This is a genomic window from Gracilibacillus salitolerans (genome assembly GCF_009650095.1).
GTDB lineage: Bacteria > Bacillota > Bacilli > Bacillales > Amphibacillaceae > Gracilibacillus > Gracilibacillus salitolerans.
On sequence record NZ_CP045915.1, the window covers coordinates 3,392,438 to 3,416,727 of the forward strand.

The window sequence follows — 24,290 nt, forward strand, 5'->3', positions numbered from 1 at the left end:
AAGACATCAAACACAAATTAGATTATTATGGAAATGACAAACTATGCTTTATCATTCATTGCTACTTGAACTATTTGTTTTTCCCCATTTTTCTCAAATACTTTATATTTCTGCATCCCTATTTTCTCCGCTACCTTTTGCGACGGTATATTCTTCATGGTGGTGTATGAAAAGACCTTTGGATAATGTAACACTTCAAATGCATATTCCTTACAAGCTGTTGCAGCTTCTGTTGCATATCCTTTATTCCAAAAGTCCTTCATAATATGAAAGCCGATCTCAGGTACTGTTTCACTTTCAATTTTTTGCATTGTAATGCCACAATCTCCAATGAATGTATCATCATTTTTTAAAACAACTGCCCATAATCCGTGATTACATTTTTGGTAATTTTCCATATTCCATTGAATCCACTTTTCTACCTTTTTCATATTAAATGGCTCAGGATAGTATTGCATCGATTCTGGATCTGAAAGAACCCTTGATAACTTATCTGCATCCTCCAGTTTTAATTCTCTTAAATAAAGTCTTTCTGTTTCCATGATTTTCACGACTTTCACCTTCTCTCGCAAAACTGGTTCCATTTGCTTTATATCTTCCACTCCAATATTAGCATAATGTTCCAAATTGATTAATGGCCATAAAAAAACGATCAATTAGCTGATCGCCATATTTTGGTCATGTTCCTTTGTATCATAGGGAATCAGGAAGATGATTTTTATACATTTCTATTAAATTGGTATTTGCTCGTAACGTAGTAATGGTGTTGTCATTAGGTTTTGAGTAAATAATTGGAAAATCTCTTTCTCCGAACTCTTGCTGAACGGAGAATGCTAATTTTTCTTCGTCTAGAGAAAATTCTGCTTGTACTCCTGGTTTATTTCCCCGAGCGTCTACTCTTATCCAACGATTGAACGAACGGAGAAAAACTCCATTTAATGCATGTAATGAGTAACCCTTTTCCGGTGTGTCAAAGATCATTAACCTTTGATAACAGAATCCGGTAGGGATCCCTTCAGCTCGTAATATAGCAGCTAACAAATTAGCTTTTGCAAAACAAATACCTTCTTGATATTTGAGCACATCTGACGCTAGACAGGTTACTTTTGAGCCTTGAATATCCCAAGAATGAGAAATTTCATCTCTTACGAATTCAAAAGCTTTTTTCACCTTTTCGATTTCTGTCTGTTCTTTGTTGAATAATTCATTTTTCTTACTTTGAATGATAGAATGTGAATAATCCACAACATCTAGCTCTTTGAGATATTCTGCCATGTTATAAGATTCTGGTATCAGTTCCATTTATTCTCTGATCTCCTTTTTGTATAATAATACACTTATTTGAATATTAATACAATAACCAAATAAATTACTCTAAGTGTTTTTTAAATTACACTCTACCTTGATGGGAACCATCATAATCGGTGTGAACAGGTACACCAATCGCTTCACTATCGCCTTGCTCTATTTCAAACCTCATTTTTTATGGTAAGCGATCGATAATTTATTCACACCGCCAAGAAAGTAAAAGACGTGCAAATTACAGCACGTCTTTTCAATTGTAATTTAAGATTCGGTATAGAACTTGTTTCTTAGTTCTATAACTTATTGCTGCTCTTTAATTATAGGTACCCATACGTGAAACAGGGGTTTTGTAGTTAACAAAATCCTTCATTCATCACTTTATTGTCTTATAACATTTCTAACAAACAATTGCTTATATTTATAAGCGATTGTACTTACTATTGCTAGCAGTAGCCCTGAAATAAGAAAAACCATTTTAACCCCTAACAAATCTGTTAATATTCCCATAATCAGCGAACCAACGCCAAACATTCCCGTACCAATAGCACCCAATGAAGTATAAACGGTAGACAATTGTTCTTTTGATACACTGGTTTGTATAACAGTTTGTTGCGGAATGTTTTTTAATTGTCCAAAAATCCCCACACAAAGCGATAAAAGTAAGGCATTGATTGGGACACTGTTTATACTAAACAATATTGTAACTAAGAAACTTGCAAATGAACCAACCAAAATAAAAGTACCCAATTTCTTTTCAATAAAAGAAGCGTATTTAATACAATAAATACTTCCTAAAATCAAGCCCAAAAAGAAAGCACCATTGATAAATCCCCACCATTTTTCATCAACATGTAAAGCGTCACTGACAAATACATATAAAATAGCGGCAATCCATACCGTTCCTGCAATGGTTTCAAAAAAATCTATCCAAGCAATCCGTCTCAAAACTGGAGTGTTAGAGATCGTTTTCCATCCTTCTTTTATCTGATCTAATTTTCCTTTTCGTGGAAGTGTTTGGTGACTTATGTTCTCTAAAAAACAAAACATGACACTTGATAGAACAAATAAACATCCAACTAACCAAATAAGTTGATGTGAACTTAAAATGATTAAAAATAAACTGCCGACAAACCACATTACTGCTTGAATAATTTGCGTAACAGTTTCAGCAAGCCCATTTGCTTGTACTAAGTGTACAGGTTTTACATAGTGCGGAATCAATGTCTGTCTTATTGGATTTGCACAACCATCGAAAAAAGCAATTAGCCCTATGATTATAAAAACCAAATAATAATTAGATGCTGTGATACCCATTAACATAAATCCCAGAATTACCAGTAATATAGTTTTGCCAATTTGGGATCCAGCCATTAACCACTTTAAATTAACTATTCCGATTAAAAGAGGTGTTAATAGGCTAGAAACAAACATCGATGAAGTAATAGTAAATGGAACAAAGGATGCAGCCGTCGCAGAACCTGTTAAAGCAAAAATCGTACTAATAACACTTACCGTATATAATACATCGCCAATATTAGCAAATGACTGACCTGACAATAATAAGGAAAAGTTTCTATTCAATTTCATTATATATCCCCAATATTTCAATTAAAACTTGAATTTTGGGGGTATATTAAATTGGACTATTCATCTACCTCTTTACTCCTTTCAAATACCGGATAAACCTGGGGGAAGTAGATTTATCACACATTTTTCATCCATAAAATATTATATGAATTTTAACACCATTAAAGCACCAAAATTCGTCATTTAATCTTCCTTGTTGAACTACTCCAATTTCCCTCTACTTCTGTTCATTAAAAAAACCAAATCTCCTTTCGATTTGGTCTTAAATAATATATTAATTAATAACTGAACTGCCTAGGAAAAATAAATGGATTTTTTCACACGCCTCTTTTATTACCCCATACCAATGTATGAATCTGCGGAAGTACACGGACATCGTTTAAAGCACTGGAGTTCATCACCTGCTCAATTAACCACTCGTATTTTGATAATAAATGTCCGGCTAATTCGTTCGGTGCTACTGCTTCCAAATTATCATTACCTACCTGTAAGAAAAAAGGAACTTCTGGATACCTATTATGAACGTTTGTTGCATAGTCCATGTCATTGTCATCAAAAACAACAACTTTTAAACTTGTATGTGGAAGACGACTGTGCTTTTCTAGTTGTGCTAATATATCATCCAACATGGTCCAATTGGTTTTCATCTTGGAACTTGGTGGTTTAGGAGATATGGTTAAGTCGTCTACTTCCACAAACCAGTCCTGCCAACGACTTCCTTGTGTTTCCAGTGCTACCTCAATATCGTATGAGTGTAACAAGTCTATTAATTCGCCTACATGTTGGAGAAGTGCCGGATTTCCACCTGAGATCGTAACATGATCAAACTGATCACCACCGATCTCTTTTAATCGATTGAAAACTTCTTCACTAGTCATCTTTACAATATCTTCTTTAGCACTACCATCCCAGGTAAAGGCAGAATCGCACCATGCACAGCTATAATCACAACCAGCAGTACGCACGAACATTGTCTTACGACCAATTACCATGCCTTCCCCTTGGATTGTTGGACCGAATATTTCCAGAACAGGAAGCTTATTCACTGATCATCCACTCCCGTCTTGCTTCGGCATAGCTTGTTGGTGTTTCAAACAAACGGGCAAACTCTACTCGGCATTGATTCGGTAAATCCTGTAATGCTTCTTCCATCTTTTCAAACATCCATACGACCATATTTTCTGCGGTTGTATTCATTTTTGGTAACGTTTCGTTTAAATAACGATGATCGAGATGGATTTCAATTTTTTCCTTCCAAATTTGCTTGATATCACCAAAATCGATGACAATTCCAATTTCATCTACAAATCCACTGATACCAAATACGACTTTATAGGTGTGACCATGTAGGTTTTTACATTTTCCTTCATAACAGTGAAGATGATGTGCTGCATCAAATGTAAATTCCTTACTTACCATCACACGTTTTTGATGATATTTTAATTGATCCCGTTTAATATCCTGATCTATTTTTTGTAAATTCTCGACAATTTGAAAGCCGTACATTAATTATTCACTCCATTACGTTTTGCTAAATAGGTGTCTAACCCATTTTGTCTTAAGTGACAAGCTGGACATTCACCACAACCAGTTCCTCGGACACCGTTATAACAGGTTAATGTTTTTTCTCGTATATAATCAAAAGCTTCTAATTGATCTGCAAATTCCCATGTTTCTGCTTTATTCAACCACATTAACGGCGTATGCACCACAAAATCTTCATCCATCGATAAATTCAAGGTAACATTTAATGATTTAATAAAGATATCGCGACAATCGGGATAACCGCTAAAATCTGTTTCACAAACACCTGTAATAATATGTTTAGCATCAATTTGTTTTGCTAGAATCGTTGCGAAGGATAAGAATAATAGATTTCTTCCTGGAACAAACGTATTTGGCAGCTCTCCATCTTCTCCATCAGCAACTTCAATATCATCTCTTGTCAAAGCATTTGGTGCTAATTGATTTAACAATGACATATCCAAAATATGATGTTTAAGGCCTTGTTCTACTGCAATCTCTTTTGCTACCTCGATTTCCTGCTGGTGACGCTGGTTATAATCAAATGTCACTAATTCAACATGATCAAATTTTTCTAATGCCCAAAAAAGGCATGTGGTACTATCCTGACCACCACTAAATACGACTACTGCTCGTTTATTTTTATCCATAAAAAAATTCCCCTTTCACATTGAAAAAGAGAATTCTATACACCCAAAACAAAAAAACATACCTAAGGCTCGGTATGATTATCCTTAGTTTTTTATAGAGGGTGTAGCTAGAACCTCTCCTGCTTTATAAGCAGACTTGTATGTAATTTTTTAAACACAATTTGTAGTATAGCATATTCACCTATATAAAAGGAAGACAAATATCTCTTCAAATAATTTACAGTTTTTTCTTGAAAACTATATTTCAAGCTATATAATAGTATATGTAATATATTGGCCAATTATTACAATCAGTACCATCTAGAGGAGCTTTTTTCAACACATTCTAAAAATGAATGAAAGGATGTAAAAATGAAAAACAAATTTTTATTTTTGTTAGCGCTTACTTTACTTGTCACAGGTGCTTTTTTTGCGGAAAATGTCGAAGCTGCCAGTCTGGACGCTAGTAAAAGTTACAAGATTATTAATAGGTTTAGTGGTAAAGCTTTAGAGGTTTACGAATGGTCTACTTCGGACGGTGGCAATGTGGTACAATATGATGACCTCGGAGGAATGAATCAACAGTGGAGAATTATTGATGTTGGAGAAGGTTATCAAAAAATCGTTAACATTCATAGTGGAAAGGCACTTGAAGTATACGATTGGTCTACAAGTAATGGTGCTAACGTAGCTCAATGGTCTGATTGGAATGGAACAAGTCAACAATGGGATATTGTAGATCTTGGCAATGGCTACTATAAAATATTAAACAGATATAGTGGCAAGGCATTGGAAGTATTTGAGCGGTCCAATGAGAATGGCGCAAACATTGTCCAGTGGGATGATAATGGTGGAGAACACCAACAATGGCAAATTATTGAGGTTCCACCAGCGGATACTATTACAGTAAATGAAACAATTGTCGTGTCAGCAGGCGAAACTTTTGATGGGCAAGGCAGAAGATATGTAGCCAATCCAGATACATTAGGTGATGGAAGCCAATCGGAAAATCAACAATCAGTCTTTAGATTGGAGGACGGTGCCACTCTTAAAAATGTTGTATTGGGGCATCCGGCAGCAGATGGCGTTCATACCTATGGTGATGTCTTAGTAGAAAATGTAGTTTGGGAGGATATTGGTGAAGATGCTTTAACAATAAAAGATGAAGGGCATGTAACCATTCGCGGTGGTTTGGCTCAGAATGGAGATGACAAAGTCTTTCAAGTTAATGCACCTTCCACTTTTGAAATTATTAACTTCACTGCAAGAAATGCCGGTAAGTTGATTCGCCAAAATGGTGGTACAACCTTTAAAACAAGTATCTTTATCGAAGGAAGTGTTATCACCGATATGAATGAAGCAATTTTCAGAACAGATAGTAGTTCAAGTGAAGTAACCATGACCAATACTAGATATTCTGATGTTGGTACGAAATGGTACAATGTACAAAATATCACTGAAAGTAATAACTTCGAATTTTAAATAAACAAAGTGCGTTTAACTATTACTTTTACTAGTTAAACGCACTCTTTTACATGGATCGCTCTAACTACTCATGAGTAGAAATCTGCCACGTAACACCAAATTTATCTGTTACTTGTCCATATGACGGACTCCAAAACACTTCTTGTAATGGCATCACCACTTTACCATCTTGAGCGAGATTTCCAAAAATTCGCTCTGTGGATGCAATATCACTTGAAATAATCGCAACGGTTACTTGGTCTCCTAACTGATACGATTGCCCTGGCATTGTATCTGAAAGCATGAAGTCTGTTTGTCCCACTCTTAAATGAGCATTCAGTACACGATCCTTTTCATCTTCTGCAATGCCCATTTCAGCTCGATTAGGAAGATCTGCAAAGGTCTGTAAGCTTAATAATTCGGCATCTATAGCTGATTGATAAAATTTAATTGCCTCTTGTCCATCTCCATTCGTTACCAGATAAACATGCATATTCTTAATCATATTTACCACCTCCTGTTTTGATATCTATATTATATCCAATCATCTAACTGAAGGCTTCTTATAAATTGCCATCTTCTATGTTGGCTGATAAATATTGTTGCATCAATACAGCAATTGAAATAAGTACTGGTGGATCATCTATTCTTGGTGGGCGTAAGCTGACGTTTAGTTGTGGCGTTTCTTGATGAGGTTGAACAATAACAGGCTCTTCTAGTTTTGCTCTAAGTGTCGACTCTGTTAATAATATTTCAGAATTATTCATCCCGGTAATAACAGTAGTAGAAAGTAAATAATATGTACCTGCTTTCACATTTTCAAATACAAATTCCCCTGCTGATTCAAGAATAGTCCCGTACAAAGGTAAACCTTCCGGGATAGGCTTAGAAAATAAACCTACCAATATAATGCCATTAATCGGATTAGGTGAGATAATCTTGCCTTTAACAGTTTGAGAAGAATTTCCATTATATCTGTTTAAAGATATATCGCTTTTAAATTGAATTTGTTGCAGGTGTTGCGTAACATTTGATGCAGAGTGACGAAAAACAGAGGGAGACACTCCTACTTTTTGCGTAAATCGAGTAGTAAAGGTACCAAGGCTCTGTTGACCAATCTCCATACCTATATCGCGTACAGGTAAATCTGTTTGAATCAATAATTCTTTTGCCTTTTGTAATCGGAGTGCAGATAAATAGTAATGGGGCGGCAGACCGATTTGATCTTTGAATATTCTTGAGAAATGATAGGGACTGTAAGCTACATGGTTTGCTACTTGTTGGAGTGTTATTTCTTCATGTAAATTCGACTTGATGTACTTTATAGCAGCTTCTATTTCGGGAGAGTTATACACCATAAAAACACCTCATGACTATTTTCTACCATTTTACTAAATTTACATGGTTGAATCTAGTGTAACTTTATTGAAGAAACTAGAATGGAAACATAATGCTACTTCTATTTGTATTTTAAAAAGAAGAGGTTGGGACGAAAGAGTAATTAAACAGGAAAAATCCGAACAATAATGCCTGAGCAAATTTACCGCTTCGGCAAAATACTTCGCTTTCCGTGGGCACGGCTTCAGCTAACTGTGTGAAGAAGAGCACTTCACACAGTGGATCTTCAGCTCGTGTGAATTCCCACAGGAGTCTGCGTATTTTGCCTACGCTAAGTTCAGATTGTTCGGATTCTCGTTCTTCCTATTTAGTTATGTCCCAGCCTCCGCTACTTTAATATACATCTTTCCATTCATCAATATTATCCGGATCAAACTGGAATGGTTCTCCTAATAGAATTTCTGTACCATCATCACTTTCTGTTACTTCAAATGATCCTTCAAGATCACCTGCTTCAAATGATTCACCAGCCTCTCCAGTGATCTCCTCTTCTGCTAATGCGTTAGCTGCATAACCTGTCAGATATCCCACATCAATTGGATTCCATAGGTACATCCATGGACTTACTCCATTAGATATATATTCTGCCATTTCACTTGGTAAACCTAATCCAGTCACTAACACTTCACCTTGAAGACCTTTATCTGTTATAACTTTCGATGCTGCAGCAATCCCTACTGTTGTTGGTGCAACAATCGCTTTTAATTCTGGATAAGATTGAAGTAATGCTTCTGTCTCCGATACACTTTTATCTCTTAAGTCATCACCATAAGCGACTTCTACTAACTCAACATCTGCATACTCTTCATTTTCTAATTCAGTCTCCATCCACTCAATCCAAAGGTTTTGATTAGATGCTTGAGAAGTTGCACTTAAAATCGCAAATTGTCCTTCATTTTCCATCATTTCGGTAACAGCTTGCACCAACGTACGACCAATTGCTTCAGGGTCTGCTTGATTAATGTGTACCATTCGAGAATCTCCATTTACCGCAGAGTCTGCTGAAAGTACTTTAATTCCTTGGTTCATTGCTTTAGTTAGAACGGGTTGTAATCCATCATAGTCATTTGCAGCAACAGAAATACTGTCCACTTGTTGTGCAATTAATTCTTCAATGATTTGGATTTGTCCTTCCACTGTTGGTTGATCCGGTGCACGAAGAATCGCTTCTCCACCGGTTTCATTGATCGCCGTTTCAAAGCCTTCCATCTGCTTCTCACCATACGGATTACCAGTATTCTTAAAAACAAACGCATGTCTTTTTTGTTCTTCATCACCACTATCCGTACTTTCTTCCGTTCCATTATCGTTAGAGCTATTATCAGATCCTGTGTCATCACCACCAGTCTCATCGTCACCACCACAGGCAACCAACAATGCTAACAAAAATACAGCTACTAATTGTAAAAACCAATGCTTCTTCATGCAAAACTTCCTCCCCTTTTTTAAAAACTTTTTATGATAAACAGTAAAATGACTGTTTCATCCAACATTATAATTTCTTCTTGACTCGTAAGTTAGTAATTGTTACAGAAATAATTAATAACAAACCAATGATGACTAATAATGCTTGTGCAGGGATATTAATTAATCCAAGTCCATATTGCAAATAACCAATTACAAACACAGCAAGTACTGCTCCTAACATTCTCCCTTTTCCACCTGCTGTACTAATACCGCCTAAAGCAACCATTGCGATAACATCCAACTCATACATATTGGCAACATTCGGTCTAGTACTGCCCATTCTTGCTGTTAGAAAAATCGCCGTAATGGCTGCCATTACGCCAGCTAAAGTAAAGACGATCAGTTTAATCCGATCTACTTTTACACCAGCGAAACGTGCTGCAGTCGGATTGCTACCGATCGCATAAATCTGTCTTCCAAGCACTGACTTTTGTTGCATTAAAACAAACAAAATAGCTAGTGCAATAAAAAGAATGAATATAAACGGTATCGTTCCAACATAACCCCACCCAAAAAATGAAAACCATGTAGGAAAACCACCTGCTGACTGATCTTCTAAAATCATGTAAGCAATACCTCGATATAAAATCATAGTGGATAAGGTGACGATTACTGCGGATAGCTCACGATATTTCACTAATAAGAAACCATTTAAAAACCCACATAACGCACCAACAGCTAAACATAAAATCAAGGCTAATATCATTGGCAATCCTGCATTATAGGCTGTTGCCATCACAACGGATGACAAGGCTACTGTCGATCCAACGGAAATATCAATTTCTCTCATTAACATAATCATTACCATCGGAAAAACAATAAATGCTTTATCTAAAAACGTCATCGTCGCATCCGTAATGCTTGTATAATTGAGAAAGTAGGGAGAAATTGAGCTATTCATCATAAAAATAGCGATAATTAACAGGATCAACATCCATTCCCATTGCATGAAAAATCTTTTCCAAGAAAATGATTGGCTATTTTCAATCGTTCTCGTTACCATTTCTAAATCTCCCTCCTTAGACGGTTATTTCTTTCTATAAATTCACGAATATTTGTATTAAAGAGCACAGCAATTAAGATAATAGTCCCTTCGATTCCCATCTGCCAAAAAGGAGAAACATTTATTAATGGTAAGCCATTACTTAACACACCTAACAGCATGGCACCTAAAAGAACTCCTGTTACTTTGCCAACACCACCTGCAATACTAACACCACCCAAAATACATGCAGCAATTACGGTTAATTCGTAACCTGTCGCTGTATCACCTTGTGCAGATGCGAATTTTGAAACCCATAAAACACCTGCTAATCCAGATAAACCTCCCATCATCATATAAACGAGCATTAATATTTTGGCCTGATTAATACCACTTACCCTAGCAGAATCCGGATTACTGCCGATTGCATATATTTGCCTTCCTGTAATCGTTGTATTAACAAAATAATAGAAAAATAGAAAGATAAGAATAGCAATAAACACTAACGTATTGGTGCCTAAAATCGTACTTGTGGCAATATTTTTAAAAGAATCTGGCATTTGATAAGCACTTACCCATTCACCACCACTGGCCCAGAATGTCAATCCGCGAAAGACATTCATTAAACCAAGCGAAGCAATAATCGGCAAGATTCCCACTTTTGAAACTAATAAACCGAGAATCACACCACAAACACATCCAACTACTATTCCTAATAAAATAGCTAAAATAGGATGCAATCCTGGAAAGGCGCTGACCGTTAAAGCGGTTATCATACCGGAAAGTGCGAGGGTAGCCCCTATCGAAAGATCAATGCCCCGAGTTATAAGAACGAGCATCATACCAAGCGCTAAAATACTGAGAATAGCTGTATTTGTCAGTAAATCCCGAAGGTTTCCTATTGTTAGGAAAGCAGGATTCAATAGTTGGATGACAAGCGCCAAAATAATAATAAATGCTAACAAGCCTAGTTCTCGAAATTTGGAGACTTTTTCTAAATTTAATTGCTGGAGCATTATCCCATTACCTCCTGACTTGCTGTAATTCTATCTTTCGACATAGCTGCTTCTAAGATCGCTTCTTGACTTGCTTCTTTCCGATTCATTATTCTTGTCAATCTTCCTTCACACATGACTGCAATTCGATCACTCAATCCCAGCACTTCTGGCATTTCAGATGAAACCATAATAATGCCATAACCTTGTTTAGCTAAGTCAACAATAATCTGATAAATAGCAGATTTTGCACCTATATCAACACCCTTTGTAGGTTCGTCAAAAATAATTACCTTCAAGTCGGTTGTTAATAGTTTGGCAAGAGAGACTTTTTGTTGGTTACCACCAGATAATGAACTTGCTAAGTGAAACACACTAGGTGTTTTTACATCGATTTTTTCTGCCAATTCTTTCGATACTTTTCGCTCATTTTTTTCATTTAACCATCCAGTATTAGATAACTCCATTAATGAAGCTAACGTAATATTTTGTTTAATAGACCATTGTAAAATAAGACTTTGTGTTTGCCGGTCTTCTGGTAAATAGCCAATTCCTAAGTTCATTGCTTTAGATGGTTGATCGATCTTCACCTTTTTCTGATCAAAAACAATCTCTCCTTCATCATAAGGATCGATTCCGAAGATCGACTGACATAATTCACTTCTTCCAGCTCCTACTAAACCAGTTAATCCTAGGATTTCTCCTTTTCGTAATGAAAAAGAAATATCTTTAAATCTACCAATTTGCCCTAACCGCTCAACTCTTAATATCTCTTCTCCGATTTCAGCCTCTTTATCAGGAAACAGTTGTTTAATTTCCCGGCCAACCATAGCTACAATCAGGTCTTCATGATGAATACCGTCTACATTCCAAGTGCCAATATATTGTGAGTCTCGTAAAACTGTTACACGATCAGCTAATCGATACATATCTTCAAAGCGGTGAGAGATAAATATAATGGAAACACCCTCATCTCTTAGATTTTCGGTAATTGCATACAATTCCTCACTCTCACGGTGAGTTAAAGCGGCAGTAGGTTCATCCATAATTATAATTTTGGCATTAGCTGATAAAGCCTTTGCTATTTCGACTATTTGTTGCTGTGCTACACTCAATGCTCCCATCTCTGTTCTGGGATCTAAATCAGAACCTAAGTTTTCAAGCAATGCTTTTGCATCTGCATGCATTTCTTTCCATTTGATCATCCGCGTTTTGGGATTAATTTTTTCATGTCCCATATATATATTTTCTGTAATACTTAAATCAGGATAGTTTGTAACATGCTGGTATATCGCTGCAATCCCTAAGTTTTGCGCTACTTTTGGACCGTTAATTTCGATCTGTTCATCATGCAGAAAAATTTCCCCTTCGTTCGGATGATGAATGCCGGTAATTACTTTTATAAATGTCGATTTCCCTGCACCATTCTCACCCATAAGTGCATGAATTTCTCCTTTTTTTAATTGAAAAGATACTTTATCTAAAGCTTTCACACCCGGAAATTCCTTGGTGATATGATGAAGCTCTAATATATAGTCAGACACCCTTCTCACCTCTTCCTTATTTGTATACGCTTACCTTCAAGTGTAGTGAATAAGTCTCAGAAAGAATAGGAGACATTTTTCTGATAGGGGGGTGAAATTTCTGTTTCTTATTAAATAAGAAACATACGAACAAAACCCACTCTGCTTAATTAACTCGAAATAGATAAAAACTGAAAACGCCTACACTTGTAGTACCTTTCTGATTATCGGAAGAATAGAACTCATGGAATTAATTCTTTGGGTTACCACTTACTTGGCAAGTAAACTACTCTAAGCTGCGGAAAAATGCGACATCCTGTGGGAATAGCGCGAGCTGAAGATCCCACAGCGAACGTATGTGAGCTAAGAAGCTGAAGCCGTGCCCACGGAAAGGGAGTATTTTGTAGTATATGTATTTAGTACAAAAGCTCTGTCTTTCTTTGCTTTCAACAAAAAAACATGGAGTTTTACATCCATGTTTTACTTGGTTACTATTACTTTATATTTGGAAGGGGTTTCGCCGTAATATTGTTTAAATAATTTACTAAAATATTTTGTATCACTATAACCGACTCTTCTAGCAATTTCTCCAATTTTCAAGGTATCTTCCATCACTAGTTTTCTTGCTTGTTTCATTCTTTCCTTGGTTACATAATCGTGAACGGTCTCTCCAGTTTCACTTTTGAATTGTTGACAAAAATAAGTTGGATTCATGAATACATGATGAGCGATTCGATCGATGGTAATTTGTTTGTCTAAATTATGTAATATCCACTCTTTTGCAATCGCTATTTGACTCTGTTTATCTTGTGATTCCGCCAATTTTCTCCTTTCTAACAATTGATCTATCCAATTCCATACCTCTATCTTTAATTCCGTTATACTAGTAGTTCTTTCAGTAATGGTAAACATATATTGAAATTGTTTACTGCTGAGACTAAATGTGTGACCACTTAATTCATTCCATATTTTAATACCGAAAAGCTGCAATACTTTTTCTATTTCGACTGGGGAGTGTAAATGGCTCAACAAATCCAAAAATAGGGTCAGTTCCTTCTTTAGATGTATGTTATCCGTATGATGAATCGCTAATACTATGTTGTCGATTTTCCGAATAATAGCTTTATTCTTCACATCACTTTCTTTTAGACTAATATCAATTCGCTCATCTGTTGTAATGATTTGATTCGTTCCTTTTATTAAACGAAATTTAATAGCTGTTTGCATATCCTTTTTCCTGATAGTAAGTAGGGATAATTGATCAAAAGGGTCGCTCAATGCAATAGAACAACATAATGCTGTGTATTTTTTAACATTTTCTAATAAACCGTTCGCAAAATGCTTCGATTTATATGCGATATTATCCGATTGGAGCAGGATCCACCACTGATTATGTTTTTCCGCCCATTTCCATGCAGCAGCTTGTTTTTCACTATTCCAGTGGTCGACCATTTCATTCATAATATTGCCTATTGCAAATATCCAATCACTCCATTCTTTTTGATCGGACTTCATTCTTTTACTTTTTAATTGGTCTGCACTGATAAATAATACAACATATTCCCCACCGGGAAATTGCTTCGTCCATTCTAGTAGGGAAACATCCATTTCTTCCTCACGTGTCATTTCCTGCAGTAATTGTACTTGTTGCAGATAAATAGATTTCTCTGCTTCCTTCGCTAATTCTTTTTGCTTTCTTTCTATTTTTTCCTGTGATTGTATCTCTTTACTGATTTGCATTAGCTGAAATCGAAATTCCTCCCGATCAATTGGCTTTACTAAGTAATCATTTGCCCCTTCACGTATGGCTGTCTGTAAATATTGAAAATCATCGAAGCCACTGATAACTATCGAATGAAAGTTCTGTTGTTTCTTTAATTGTTGAATGAGCGTTAAACCGTCTATTTCCGGCATCTTCACATCAGTAATTAGCAGATCGATCTTTTTTTGCTCTTTACGAATATTCGTCAAACATTCTTCACCATCGCAATAACTACCTATAATCTCAAATTGATCACCAGCTCGTAATACTTGTCTCTCTATTCCTCTACGCAATCTTGGTTCATCATCCACAATTACTGTCCTCACCTTACTGATAGTCAATTAAGACACCCCTTTTCTTTCTAAATTGTCCTCTAATGGTAATAATAAATAGACAACCGTTCCATACCCAGCTTTACTGTCAATGTTCAGACCATATTGTTCTCCATACATCATCTTTATTCGTGTATGTACGTTTAATAAACCATATTGTGAATCTCGTATCATCGGATTCTGGCTCAATGTTATTTGAATTTTCTTTAGCATCGATTCTTCCATTCCTGGTCCATCATCCGCTATTTCAATTAATAGATTATCATCCTTATTTTTGATAATCCTTACATCAATATTAATTCTCCTCGAACGATCCAAACCATATTTGATGGCATTTTCGATGACAGGCTGCAATATAAACTTTGGTATCAGATATCTTTCTTGATCTACATTTATGGTTATTGAAAAATTAATACGCTCTTCAAAGCGAAACCGTTGGATTGTTAGGTAATCTTTTGTATGACTTACATCTAAAGATATCGGGACTAACTTTTCTTTATTATTTAAGGAATAACGTAACATCCTTCCCAACAAAGTAACCATTTTAATTACTTCTTCTTTTTCATCTTCCTCCACTGCATAAGCTATTGTTTCCAACGTATTGTACATGAAATGCGGATTTATTTGAGATTGGAGAGCGTATAATTCTGCATCCTTTTGTTTTAATTCAATCTGATAATTTTCCCTGATAAGATATTCTATTTCCTGTATCATCGAATTAAAACTATTTGCTAGCATTCCTACTTCATCTTTCTTATCCATCGGTAAGTCTACTGTAAAATCCCCTTTCTCCACGCGTTTCATGAGAGAAGTTAATTTTTTTATCGGATTCGAAACATTCCATGCTAACAGAACAGATATGACACTACTTAAAACAACAATAATAATAAAGGCAATAATCGTTCCATTTCTAACAACATTGGTTTCCTTCATCAACTCACGCAATGGAATTCTGTGAAACGAGTACCAATTCATGGAGGGGAATTTATACGTACTGATCAGGTCATTATTCATCCAGTCGGTCGTTCGAAAACTTCCATTAACTTTTGGATAATGTTGAAACTGAGAATCGATTTCTCCAATCATATTTGGATCACTGTGGTAAATAAAGCGACCATCCTGATCAGTTAGCCATATCGATGGACTTCGATCTCTTGTCAACCCTTGCATCGCTTGTTCGATAAAACTTAAACGTATCGCAATAAACATCGTACCCAAATTCTCTTGATTTTCATAATCACGCAATTCCCGCATCATAAAAAGAAACGGTGAATCACCTTCAAATTCTAAATCTACTTGATTAGGCAGAATAAACTCTGTGCCTCCATTTAAGTCAATACTTTCGCCTAAAAATGATGGAAAATTTTCGATATCAATGTTGACCTGTGTTTGTTTCGCACTTTGAAACAATCGATTTTTACTTAGAATAAAAACACCTAATATATCTGGATTACCGCTGGTCATATACATTCTTGATAAAGTTCCATTGACCAAAAATTCATCACGAAAAAGGGCAGAATTATTTTGATAAGCATCTTTTCTTAATACTTCTATCACCTGTGATGAATTATATAAGGCATCTGGTAACGCTTTGTAATCATTTAGTTGGTTATTGATATTGGTATTTGCTTGCTCCAGTAATTTTGGGATATACTCTCCCACTTGATTTTCAATAGACATGGTATATTGTTTGTATGCAATATATCCTAAAACTGATACAGGGATAACCGTGACCAAAATATAAGTGATCATTAATTTTGCCATTAGTTTTCGATTACGAAAGTAGTTAAAAATCATATTGATCCACATTCTCCTTCGTAAAGTCTATCGGCTCTCCCATAATAACCGTATCATTGTCCACACGTATTTTTCCGACACCACCAATTTCTTGATTGTTATAAGGAAAATCTCCTTCTGCTAGTTGCTTGCTCAGTGCAACCGTTAAGTAGCCTAATTTTTTCGGACTCCACAACGTAACTACATGCACGATGTCTTTTTTTAAATACTCATTCATTGGGTTAGGAGATGATAATCCTACGATAGCAACTTCTCCAACTTTACCCTCCTCTTTTATCGCTTGGGCTGCTGCTGGAGGTGCTACAGATGAGTTGCCAATAATACCATCTAAATCAGGATATTTCGCTAGTAATTCCTTCGCTACAATATAAGCTTGTTGTGGATCATCATTAGCCGCAACCGTTTCGACTAATTGCATGTCAGGGTAGAATTCCTGATGTTGTTGTTTGATCCAATAAAGCCATTCATTTAAATTCGCTGCCGTATCTGCACCAGTCATAATAGCGAATTTGCCTTTTTCATCAATATTCCAAGCTAACGTATCCATTAAATGTCTACCTAACGTTTCATCTTGAACCATATTAATGAAAAAAGACCTTCCTTCAGGTAATGTATCTGCATCCCAAGTAATGACCTTAACCCCCATTTTCTCTGCTTTCTTTAAAGAAGGTAATAAGGCTTCCGGGTCATTAGCTGATATCGCTAAAACATCTAGATTCTCATTTCTAACTAATTGGTCAACTACTTCAATTTGCTGTTTTGAATTTGCAATATTTGGACCTTGATAAATGACTTCTACTTGCAAATCATTTGCGGCTTCCATTGCACCTTGTTCAACCGCATTAAAATATGGAATGTTCATTACCTTTGGCACAATGGCAATTTTATATGTATTGCTATTTTGATTTTCTGTTTGTTCTGTTATTATTTCTGAAGAGTATACAACATGGTATGGCTCTTTACTCGTACCCTTCATACTGCAACCGCTTACAAATAATATGAATAAGATAAGCATTAATACAGTCTTACTCCGCAAACCTATCACCCCACCAGTGAATCTTGACTTTATTTATGGAATTATCGAGAACTTATTCCCTTATCTCTTTTAGCCTATATAGATTTTATCATTACTCCTATTAGATTACTAGTTTGTTAGAAATGACATTTCCATTGACAAATCCCTTTATCTATATTATATTACCTAAGGCGAATATTTATGAACACCCATTTTAAAACGTTCGTCTTTAGGAGTGATATAAATGGAAAATGTATTTGATTATGAAGATATTCAATTAGTTCCCGCGAAATGTATCGTAAATAGCCGTAGTGAATGTGATACATCGATTCAATTCGGAAAGCACACATTCCGTATTCCGGTTGTTCCTGCTAATATGCAGACGATTATTGATGAAAATATTGCTGTTTTCTTGGCAGAACGTAATTATTTTTATGTGATGCACCGCTTTGAGCCAGAAACAAGAAAAGATTTTATTATATCCATGAAGGAAAAGAACTTAATCGCTTCCATTAGTGTTGGAGTGAAGGATGAGGAATATAGTTTTATCGAAGAACTTGCGAAAGAAGAACTTGTACCGGACTATATAACCATTGATATTGCACATGGACATTCTAACGCAGTAATTGAAATGATTCAGCATATTAAAAAGCATTTACCTGACAGCTTTGTGATTGCTGGTAATGTCGGTACTCCAGAAGCTGTTCGTGAATTGGAAAATGCAGGTGCTGATGCTACGAAAGTAGGAATTGGTCCCGGAAAAGTTTGTATTACTAAGGTGAAAACAGGATTTGGTACTGGTGGATGGCAGCTTGCTGCATTAAGATGGTGCGCAAAAGCTGCAACGAAACCAATCATTGCAGATGGTGGTATTCGTACACATGGAGATATAGCTAAATCAATCCGATTTGGAGCATCCATGGTAATGATCGGTTCTCTTTTTGCTGGTCATGAGGAATCACCAGGTACAACGGTAGAACAAGACGGGAAACTGTATAAAGAATATTTCGGATCTGCATCTGAATATCAAAAAGGTGAAAAGAAAAATGTCGAAGGTAAAAAAATGTATGTAGCATATAAAGGAGCACTCCAAGATACATTGACAGAAATGGAGCAGGACATGCAATCCTCTATTTCATACGCTGGTGGAAAAACGTTAAATTCTATCCGTACCGTCGATTATGTCGTAGTAAAAAACTCTATTTTTAATGGAGATTAATAAGCAAGCACACCTGTAAGCTGAGGTGTGCTTCTTTTTTGTCGATATTGTGTCGTCTATTGACAAAGTATTCTTCATTATCACGGGAAATGGTATAATGAGTCTAGTATTTTTACTAAGGAGTTGATATAAATGAGGTTAAGAACAATATTGTCATTTCTACTGATCATATCATTATTTGCTGGATGTAGTAATCAAGCAGATCAACAAGAGGAAGCATTATCTGCAGAAGAATTAAAAGATCTGGTTTATCAATACAGCATCGATGAAAAAGATGCAAAATCTGCTTCCATCACTTCTACAGAATTGATCATTGCAAAAAAGGATGATAAGGAAACGAGTTTTACTTTACCAGAAAATGAATTCTTCGTTTCGATTGCACCGTTTATAGATGAAACGCATCCCTGTACAAATCATAGTCTTACAGGATGTCAAGGAGAGTTAACAAACACTACATTTGATGTTTATATTGAGGATGATGCCGGTAATATCGTAGTAGATGAAACGGTTGAATCCTTTGATAATGGATTTATTGATTTATGGTTACCACGTGATCAAATTTTTCATGCAAAGATTGAATATGATGGAAAAGTAGCAGAATCTGAAATCTCTACTTTTGAAGATGATGGAACCTGTATTACAACCATGCAACTGATGTAAGTTGATGGCCACTTTTGTAAGCTTGCTGGCCACTATTAGTTTAGTGGCCACTTTTAAAAAGAGACTTCTTTTTTATTATATAACTTTCTGATTGAACTTCCTTCCGTAATATACACTGAACCCTATGATCACTGGTGTTATAACAATTGTTGGTGCGTACCATAAAAAAATACTGACAGATTCTGTATTCATTAATCTTGGTGCACCGAAGACAATAAATGCTGTAATCGTCGAAATAGAACAGGTTAACATGCCAATTAAATGTTCGATATACCAATGTCCCTTTGTTCTTGGTTTACGCAGCCAGTAATATAGCTGACTTCCACCTACAAACAAACCGACGACAGGGAAATAACTTAACAATGGAATTTGGATATAAAATCCATATCCACTGATTTAGACGGAACTGATAATTAGGCTAAAGGAAAATGCTAGATCTCCTACATGTCGATGAATGGTTTTTCTTTTCTTAAATCGTAATACTCGAATACCATACCAAGCTGTTGCTGCACTTAATATCGCAATATAGACAAGAAACCATGAAAATGCTTGATCTCCTGAAGGATCATAATAAATCCGGTAAAAACCCATATAAAATGCTGATAAAGCCACCATTGCCATGGAACAAGTATACACCCACCCTATTGTACGATGAATTTTTCCACCTTTACGCACGAGAATAGGTATCCAAAAGACGAGTAATGCCAAAAAGCCTGCAATAATATGTAGCAATCCGAAACAGTTCAAAAATCATCGGTTATCCCTCTTATAATAAGATAACGTTTGCTTAATTCCTTGTCTGTATGGGGTCCGTGGTAAAGTACCGATATACTTTTCATATTTTTCTCCACTCAATACTACAGGATCCTCTGTTAAATAAAGCATTTCCACAACTTCTTTCATATCTTTATTAAACAATCCTAGAAATGAGATAAGCCTTTTTTTTACTGTAAATACCTTTCTCTTAAATGATTCTGTTTCTCTTGTTAGTTCAATGATTTCTTTTCCAGCTATAACATCGGTAGCAGGGATATTCCAATATTGTCCATAAGCATCCGGATTTTGCGCTAATCTAACAATCGCCTTTGCACCATCTAGTGTGTAGATATATTCGCGTTTTACCTTTTGATCTCCAATAAACATCGCAGTTTTATCCTGAATCACAGATGTAAAAAAGTAATAGATAACATCTACTCCGTTGATAAAGTTTCTCAAATGCTATAAACACTGTCGAAAACCGATAAATTAAAATAGTTTCATTTACCTATTAAAACTATGGAGGAAATCACTATTCAAATGGCGAAATATACATATCTATGAGCAATATATAATGGTTTTGTAATGGTTTGTATAGTATTTTTTTATTACACTTGCTAATTTTAATTGAAATGGAGTTGTTCGTTATTGAATTTATTGTCATGACACAAATTATAATATCTATAATTGCTTTTGTTGCCACCATTACTTTTTATTATAAGTATACAAAATTGAAGGACTATAAGAAGGAATCTCGTACTTCAACTGATTCTGGAATATTTGAAGATAACACACGACATAATTTCCGAATCAACCTTCATCATCAACCATGTTTAATTACCCTCACACACCTAGAAAACTCTCAACTATCTCAAATAAAAAACAAACAATTTTATGGCTATGTGGATAATATCAGCACTAGCGGTTTAAAGTTTTTATGCAATTTTAATTTTCCGGTAAAAGATCGCGTTATGATTAAATTAAATATTACCATCAAATCGTACTCTTTCACTTTAACGGGAGAGATTATCCGAAAAGAAGAGCATAACCAAAATAAACAAATAGCGTATGGCGTCCACTTTAATAAAATGTCAGAAAAAGAAAGAATTCGTAGCACTAAAGTATTAAATGAAGTGATAGTGGAAAAAAAGAAAAAATCAAATATGGTTGAAATCCGTTAAGACTTCTAAACTCATATAGCCTGAAAAGGAGTTACCGTTTTATAACGGTAACTCCTCTTTAATACTACTACTTATGCAATGTCGTATCCTTGTTCCTCTACTGCTTCATGCATTGCTTCGATCGATACGTCTGTTTCATCATAAGAAACATCTACTGTTCCTTCTTCTAAATTCACTTCCGCTTTGCTGACACCAGCTAATTCTAGTAATGCTCCCTCTACAGATGCTTTACAATGACCACATGTCATCCCTTGTACTTTTAGTATTGTTTGAGCCATTTATACCTCTCCTTTTCATTTATATCATTTCTTATATTTTTACTCTCTTCAATCGAAGAGAATTTGTCACCACACTTACAGAACTAAATGCCATTGCTGCACCAGCAATCCAAGGTGCTAATAATCCAGCAGCCGCAATCGGTATACCAGCGCTATTATAGGCAAATGCCCAGAATAGGTTTTGGCGAATATTACGAATGGTTGCATGACTTAGTTTAATAGCTTTTGGAATCAATAGCAATTCGCCACCTAATATCGTTACATCAGCTGCTTCAATAGCCACTTCTGTACCAGTTCCAATTGCGATTCCGATATCTGAAATGGCTAATGCAGGTGCATCATTAATACCATCACCTACCATTGCAACAGTTTTACCTTGTAACTGAACTTCTTTTACTTTTTCCGCTTTTTGTTCTGGCAATACTTCTGCAAAAACTTGATCAATACCAACTTGATTTGCAATTGCTTGAGCAGTCGTTTGATTATCACCAGTTAGCATGATCACTTCTAAACCTTGTGCTTTTAATTGCTGGACTGCCTCAGTAGCAGAAGGTTTTATTGTATCTGCAACAGCGATTACACCATTAAGTTTTCCATCAACGGCAATTAACATGGCAGTTTTTCCCTGTTGTTCATAACTATTTAATAATTCTTCCTTTTCGCTTGTAGCAATACCGTTATCTTGAAGTAACTTCCGATTACCAACTATAAGAATTTTTCCATTCACTTTTACTATGATACCATGCCCAGGTATTGCTTCGAATGCTTCAACTTTATCTAATTGGAGTTGTTTCTCTTCAGCATACGTAACAATTGCTTCTGCTAAAGGATGTTCGGAACCCTTTTCTGCACTGGCAAGCAATTGCAAAGTATCCTCATCTCCACTAAAATCCGTCACTTCCGGTTTTCCTTTTGTTAATGTACCTGTTTTGTCAAAGATAATTGCATCAAGCTGATGAGTCTTTTCCAGGTGCTCCCCACCTTTAAAAAGAATACCTGATTCTGCTGCTTTTCCTGTTCCAACCATGATCGAGGTCGGCGTAGCGAGTCCTAATGCACATGGACAAGCGATCACTAACACCGCTATTGTAGCTACTAACGATGTTTCTATATTTCCTGGTGATACAAGTGTAATCCAAATGAGAAAAGTGATGATCGCAATGCCTACCACTATCTGCACGAAGTAACCCGAAATAACATCAGCCAAACGTTGGATTGGTGCTTTTGAACCTTGAGCGTCCTCTACAACTTTAATAATCGATGCTAATGCAGTATCTTTCCCCACCTTGGTCGCTTCCATTGTTATCGAACCATTTTTATTCATCGTTGACCCGATAACGGTATCTTCGGTTGTTTTCTCAATCGGAATCGACTCCCCTGTTATCATTGATTCATCTACTGCAGTCTGACCGTCAATGACTATACCATCGACAGGTATTTTTTCACCAGGTTTTACAATTAATTGCTCACCAACTTCTACTTGTTCGATTGGAATCATTACTTCTTCGTTGTCACGAATCACTCTTGCTTCTTTTGCTTGTAAATGAAGTAATTTCGAAATCGCCATGGTGGTTTTACTTTTGGCAGCAACTTCTAAATATTTGCCAAAAAGGATCAGTGTTATGATTACAGCACTTGTCTCAAAATATAAATGAGGCATGCTACTCATAAGCATTTCATAAACACTATAAAAGTAAGCAGCACTAGTGCCTAAAGCAACTAATACATCCATGTTCGCTGTTTTGTTTCTTAGGTTCTTATAAGCGCCTCGGTAGAACTGCCAACCAATAATGAATTGAACAGGTGTAGCCAATGCAAATTGGAACCATGGATTCATGAATATACCAGGTATACTTACATTAAACAAATGTACGAGCATTGTTGCGAAAAGCGGCAAAGTCAATATAACGGAAATAATTAGCTTTTGCTTCATTTTTTGAAGTTGTTTTTCTTTTTGTGAATCTTGTTCTTGATTATCAGCCTTTCGTTTTGCATCATACCCAAGTTTCTGTATACGACTAATCATATCTGCTTCTTCAACAAAAGAAGGATTGTATTCAACAGAAGCACTCTCTGTCGCCAGATTAACCGTCGCTTTCTGAATCCCGGCTTGTTTGTTTAATACTTTTTCAATTCGATTCGAACAAGCGGCACATGTCATCCCATACACATCAAAATCGATCCGTTCTGTCTGAACCCCGTACCCTAACTTTTCGATTTTGGCTTGAACGTCCTCCACTTTTACATTTTCCGGATCAAAAGAAACACTTGCTTTTTCTGTTGTTAAATTAACTTGTGCATCGACACCTTCCATTTTGTTCAGTACTTTTTCAATTCGATTCGAGCAGGCAGCACATGTCATTCCTGTAATGCCTAATGTTACTTTTTTGTTGTCACTCATTTATAAGTACCCCCT

23 protein-coding genes and 1 riboswitch are annotated in these 24,290 nt (G+C 35.9%); of the genes, 4 read left to right on the forward strand and 19 right to left on the reverse strand.

Going from position 1 to position 24,290, the window contains the following annotated elements:
* Nucleotides 1–41: 41 nt before the first annotated feature.
* The 6 genes from GI584_RS16300 to queC form a co-directional block, all read right to left on the reverse strand.
* Complete coding sequence (locus tag GI584_RS16300; RefSeq protein ID WP_100362453.1) at nucleotides 42–551, reverse strand: GNAT family N-acetyltransferase; 510 nt, start codon at nucleotides 549–551, stop codon at nucleotides 42–44.
* 142 nt (nucleotides 552–693) lie between these two features.
* Nucleotides 694–1,302: a transglutaminase-like domain-containing protein gene (locus GI584_RS16305; RefSeq protein WP_100359728.1), complete on the reverse strand. Its 609-nt coding sequence runs from the start codon at nucleotides 1,300–1,302 to the stop codon at nucleotides 694–696.
* 381 nt (nucleotides 1,303–1,683) lie between these two features.
* Nucleotides 1,684–2,892 carry an MFS transporter gene (locus tag GI584_RS16315; protein WP_153791870.1) on the reverse strand — a complete coding sequence of 403 codons (1,209 nt, stop codon included), beginning with the start codon at nucleotides 2,890–2,892 and terminating at the stop codon, nucleotides 1,684–1,686.
* 317 nt (nucleotides 2,893–3,209) lie between these two features.
* Nucleotides 3,210–3,938 (reverse strand): 7-carboxy-7-deazaguanine synthase QueE, encoded by a 729-nt coding sequence (gene queE / locus GI584_RS16320; protein WP_100359726.1) that lies wholly within the window; start codon nucleotides 3,936–3,938, stop codon nucleotides 3,210–3,212.
* Nucleotides 3,931–4,398, reverse strand: a complete 468-nt coding sequence (queD, locus tag GI584_RS16325) for a 6-carboxytetrahydropterin synthase QueD (protein WP_153791871.1) — start codon at nucleotides 4,396–4,398, stop codon at nucleotides 3,931–3,933. Before queD ends, queE begins: the two co-directional genes overlap by 8 nt.
* Entirely contained in the window at nucleotides 4,398–5,066 is a 669-nt protein-coding gene (gene queC / locus GI584_RS16330) for a 7-cyano-7-deazaguanine synthase QueC (RefSeq protein ID WP_100359724.1), read from the reverse strand. Before queC ends, queD begins: the two co-directional genes overlap by 1 nt.
* A 78-nt stretch (nucleotides 5,067–5,144) precedes the next feature.
* Nucleotides 5,145–5,189, reverse strand: a riboswitch (PreQ1 riboswitch).
* Between the two features lie 228 nt (nucleotides 5,190–5,417).
* On the opposite strand from queC, the gene GI584_RS24420 reads away from it, so the two are divergent.
* Entirely contained in the window at nucleotides 5,418–6,527 is a 1,110-nt protein-coding gene (locus tag GI584_RS24420; protein WP_153791872.1) for a pectate lyase, read from the forward strand.
* A gap of 67 nt (nucleotides 6,528–6,594) precedes the next feature.
* Here the strand turns inward: GI584_RS24420 and GI584_RS16340 are convergent, their stop codons facing one another.
* From GI584_RS16340 to GI584_RS16380, 9 genes are all read right to left on the reverse strand, one after another.
* Nucleotides 6,595–7,014 carry a VOC family protein gene (locus tag GI584_RS16340; RefSeq protein WP_153791873.1) on the reverse strand — a complete coding sequence of 140 codons (420 nt, stop codon included), beginning with the start codon at nucleotides 7,012–7,014 and terminating at the stop codon, nucleotides 6,595–6,597.
* 58 nt (nucleotides 7,015–7,072) lie between these two features.
* Nucleotides 7,073–7,867, reverse strand: coding sequence for a helix-turn-helix transcriptional regulator (locus GI584_RS16345; protein ID WP_153791874.1), 795 nt, complete (start codon nucleotides 7,865–7,867; stop codon nucleotides 7,073–7,075).
* Between the two features lie 373 nt (nucleotides 7,868–8,240).
* Entirely contained in the window at nucleotides 8,241–9,332 is a 1,092-nt protein-coding gene (gene rhaS / locus GI584_RS16350; protein ID WP_153791875.1) for a rhamnose ABC transporter substrate-binding protein, read from the reverse strand.
* Between the two features lie 67 nt (nucleotides 9,333–9,399).
* Nucleotides 9,400–10,377 carry an ABC transporter permease gene (locus tag GI584_RS16355; protein WP_153791876.1) on the reverse strand — a complete coding sequence of 326 codons (978 nt, stop codon included), beginning with the start codon at nucleotides 10,375–10,377 and terminating at the stop codon, nucleotides 9,400–9,402.
* Nucleotides 10,378–10,379: 2 nt separating this feature from the next.
* Complete coding sequence (locus tag GI584_RS16360) at nucleotides 10,380–11,372, reverse strand: ABC transporter permease (RefSeq protein WP_153791877.1); 993 nt, start codon at nucleotides 11,370–11,372, stop codon at nucleotides 10,380–10,382.
* Entirely contained in the window at nucleotides 11,372–12,895 is a 1,524-nt protein-coding gene (locus GI584_RS16365) for a sugar ABC transporter ATP-binding protein (protein ID WP_153791878.1), read from the reverse strand. Before GI584_RS16365 ends, GI584_RS16360 begins: the two co-directional genes overlap by 1 nt.
* 459 nt (nucleotides 12,896–13,354) lie before the next feature.
* Entirely contained in the window at nucleotides 13,355–14,977 is a 1,623-nt protein-coding gene (locus GI584_RS16370) for a response regulator (protein WP_100359716.1), read from the reverse strand.
* Nucleotides 14,978–16,765, reverse strand: coding sequence for a sensor histidine kinase (locus tag GI584_RS16375; RefSeq protein ID WP_194842015.1), 1,788 nt, complete (start codon nucleotides 16,763–16,765; stop codon nucleotides 14,978–14,980).
* On the reverse strand, nucleotides 16,755–17,741 hold the full coding sequence (locus GI584_RS16380; RefSeq protein WP_228552261.1) for an autoinducer 2 ABC transporter substrate-binding protein: 987 nt from the start codon (nucleotides 17,739–17,741) through the stop codon (nucleotides 16,755–16,757). The genes GI584_RS16375 and GI584_RS16380 overlap by 11 nt, the downstream gene beginning before the upstream one ends.
* Before the next feature lie 283 nt (nucleotides 17,742–18,024).
* On the opposite strand from GI584_RS16380, the gene guaC reads away from it, so the two are divergent.
* Both guaC and GI584_RS16390 read left to right on the forward strand, forming a co-directional pair.
* A complete protein-coding gene (gene guaC / locus GI584_RS16385) occupies nucleotides 18,025–18,999 on the forward strand; it encodes a GMP reductase (protein ID WP_100359713.1) in 975 nt (324 codons plus the stop codon).
* A 132-nt stretch (nucleotides 19,000–19,131) separates the two neighbouring features.
* Nucleotides 19,132–19,659, forward strand: a complete 528-nt coding sequence (locus GI584_RS16390; protein WP_153791880.1) for a CueP family metal-binding protein — start codon at nucleotides 19,132–19,134, stop codon at nucleotides 19,657–19,659.
* A gap of 396 nt (nucleotides 19,660–20,055) precedes the next feature.
* Here GI584_RS16390 and GI584_RS24080 read toward each other — a convergent pair whose 3' ends face one another.
* Nucleotides 20,056–20,406, reverse strand: a complete 351-nt coding sequence (locus GI584_RS24080) for a DUF2306 domain-containing protein (RefSeq protein WP_228552262.1) — start codon at nucleotides 20,404–20,406, stop codon at nucleotides 20,056–20,058.
* Nucleotides 20,407–20,409: 3 nt separating this feature from the next.
* A complete protein-coding gene (locus GI584_RS16400; protein ID WP_194842016.1) occupies nucleotides 20,410–20,874 on the reverse strand; it encodes a Rossmann-fold NAD(P)-binding domain-containing protein in 465 nt (154 codons plus the stop codon).
* A gap of 203 nt (nucleotides 20,875–21,077) precedes the next feature.
* Between GI584_RS16400 and GI584_RS16405 the strand changes: the two genes are divergently transcribed.
* Nucleotides 21,078–21,596, forward strand: a complete 519-nt coding sequence (locus GI584_RS16405; protein WP_194842017.1) for a PilZ domain-containing protein — start codon at nucleotides 21,078–21,080, stop codon at nucleotides 21,594–21,596.
* 71 nt (nucleotides 21,597–21,667) lie between these two features.
* Here the strand turns inward: GI584_RS16405 and copZ are convergent, their stop codons facing one another.
* A complete protein-coding gene (copZ, locus tag GI584_RS16410) occupies nucleotides 21,668–21,874 on the reverse strand; it encodes a copper chaperone CopZ (protein ID WP_100359710.1) in 207 nt (68 codons plus the stop codon).
* A gap of 31 nt (nucleotides 21,875–21,905) precedes the next feature.
* On the reverse strand, nucleotides 21,906–24,275 hold the full coding sequence (locus GI584_RS16415) for a heavy metal translocating P-type ATPase (protein ID WP_153791882.1): 2,370 nt from the start codon (nucleotides 24,273–24,275) through the stop codon (nucleotides 21,906–21,908).
* Nucleotides 24,276–24,290: the final 15 nt, after the last annotated feature.

Coding starts and splice junctions, on each gene's coding strand:
- GI584_RS16315 (WP_153791870.1), bottom strand. CDS start 2,892: ATGAAATTGAATAGAAACTTTTCCTTATTATTGTCAGGTCAGTCATTT.
- queC (WP_100359724.1), bottom strand. CDS start 5,066: ATGGATAAAAATAAACGAGCAGTAGTCGTATTTAGTGGTGGTCAGGAT.
- GI584_RS16360 (WP_153791877.1), bottom strand. CDS start 11,372: ATGCTCCAGCAATTAAATTTAGAAAAAGTCTCCAAATTTCGAGAACTA.
- GI584_RS16305 (WP_100359728.1), bottom strand. CDS start 1,302: ATGGAACTGATACCAGAATCTTATAACATGGCAGAATATCTCAAAGAG.
- copZ (WP_100359710.1), bottom strand. CDS start 21,874: ATGGCTCAAACAATACTAAAAGTACAAGGGATGACATGTGGTCATTGT.
- GI584_RS16390 (WP_153791880.1), top strand. CDS start 19,132: ATGAGGTTAAGAACAATATTGTCATTTCTACTGATCATATCATTATTT.
- GI584_RS24420 (WP_153791872.1), top strand. CDS start 5,418: ATGAAAAACAAATTTTTATTTTTGTTAGCGCTTACTTTACTTGTCACA.
- guaC (WP_100359713.1), top strand. CDS start 18,025: ATGGAAAATGTATTTGATTATGAAGATATTCAATTAGTTCCCGCGAAA.
- GI584_RS16375 (WP_194842015.1), bottom strand. CDS start 16,765: ATGATTTTTAACTACTTTCGTAATCGAAAACTAATGGCAAAATTAATG.
- GI584_RS16415 (WP_153791882.1), bottom strand. CDS start 24,275: ATGAGTGACAACAAAAAAGTAACATTAGGCATTACAGGAATGACATGT.
- GI584_RS16340 (WP_153791873.1), bottom strand. CDS start 7,014: ATGATTAAGAATATGCATGTTTATCTGGTAACGAATGGAGATGGACAA.
- queD (WP_153791871.1), bottom strand. CDS start 4,398: ATGTACGGCTTTCAAATTGTCGAGAATTTACAAAAAATAGATCAGGAT.
- GI584_RS16405 (WP_194842017.1), top strand. CDS start 21,078: ATGACACAAATTATAATATCTATAATTGCTTTTGTTGCCACCATTACT.
- GI584_RS16345 (WP_153791874.1), bottom strand. CDS start 7,867: ATGGTGTATAACTCTCCCGAAATAGAAGCTGCTATAAAGTACATCAAG.
- GI584_RS16355 (WP_153791876.1), bottom strand. CDS start 10,377: ATGGTAACGAGAACGATTGAAAATAGCCAATCATTTTCTTGGAAAAGA.
- rhaS (WP_153791875.1), bottom strand. CDS start 9,332: ATGAAGAAGCATTGGTTTTTACAATTAGTAGCTGTATTTTTGTTAGCA.
- GI584_RS16380 (WP_228552261.1), bottom strand. CDS start 17,741: ATGAAGGGTACGAGTAAAGAGCCATACCATGTTGTATACTCTTCAGAA.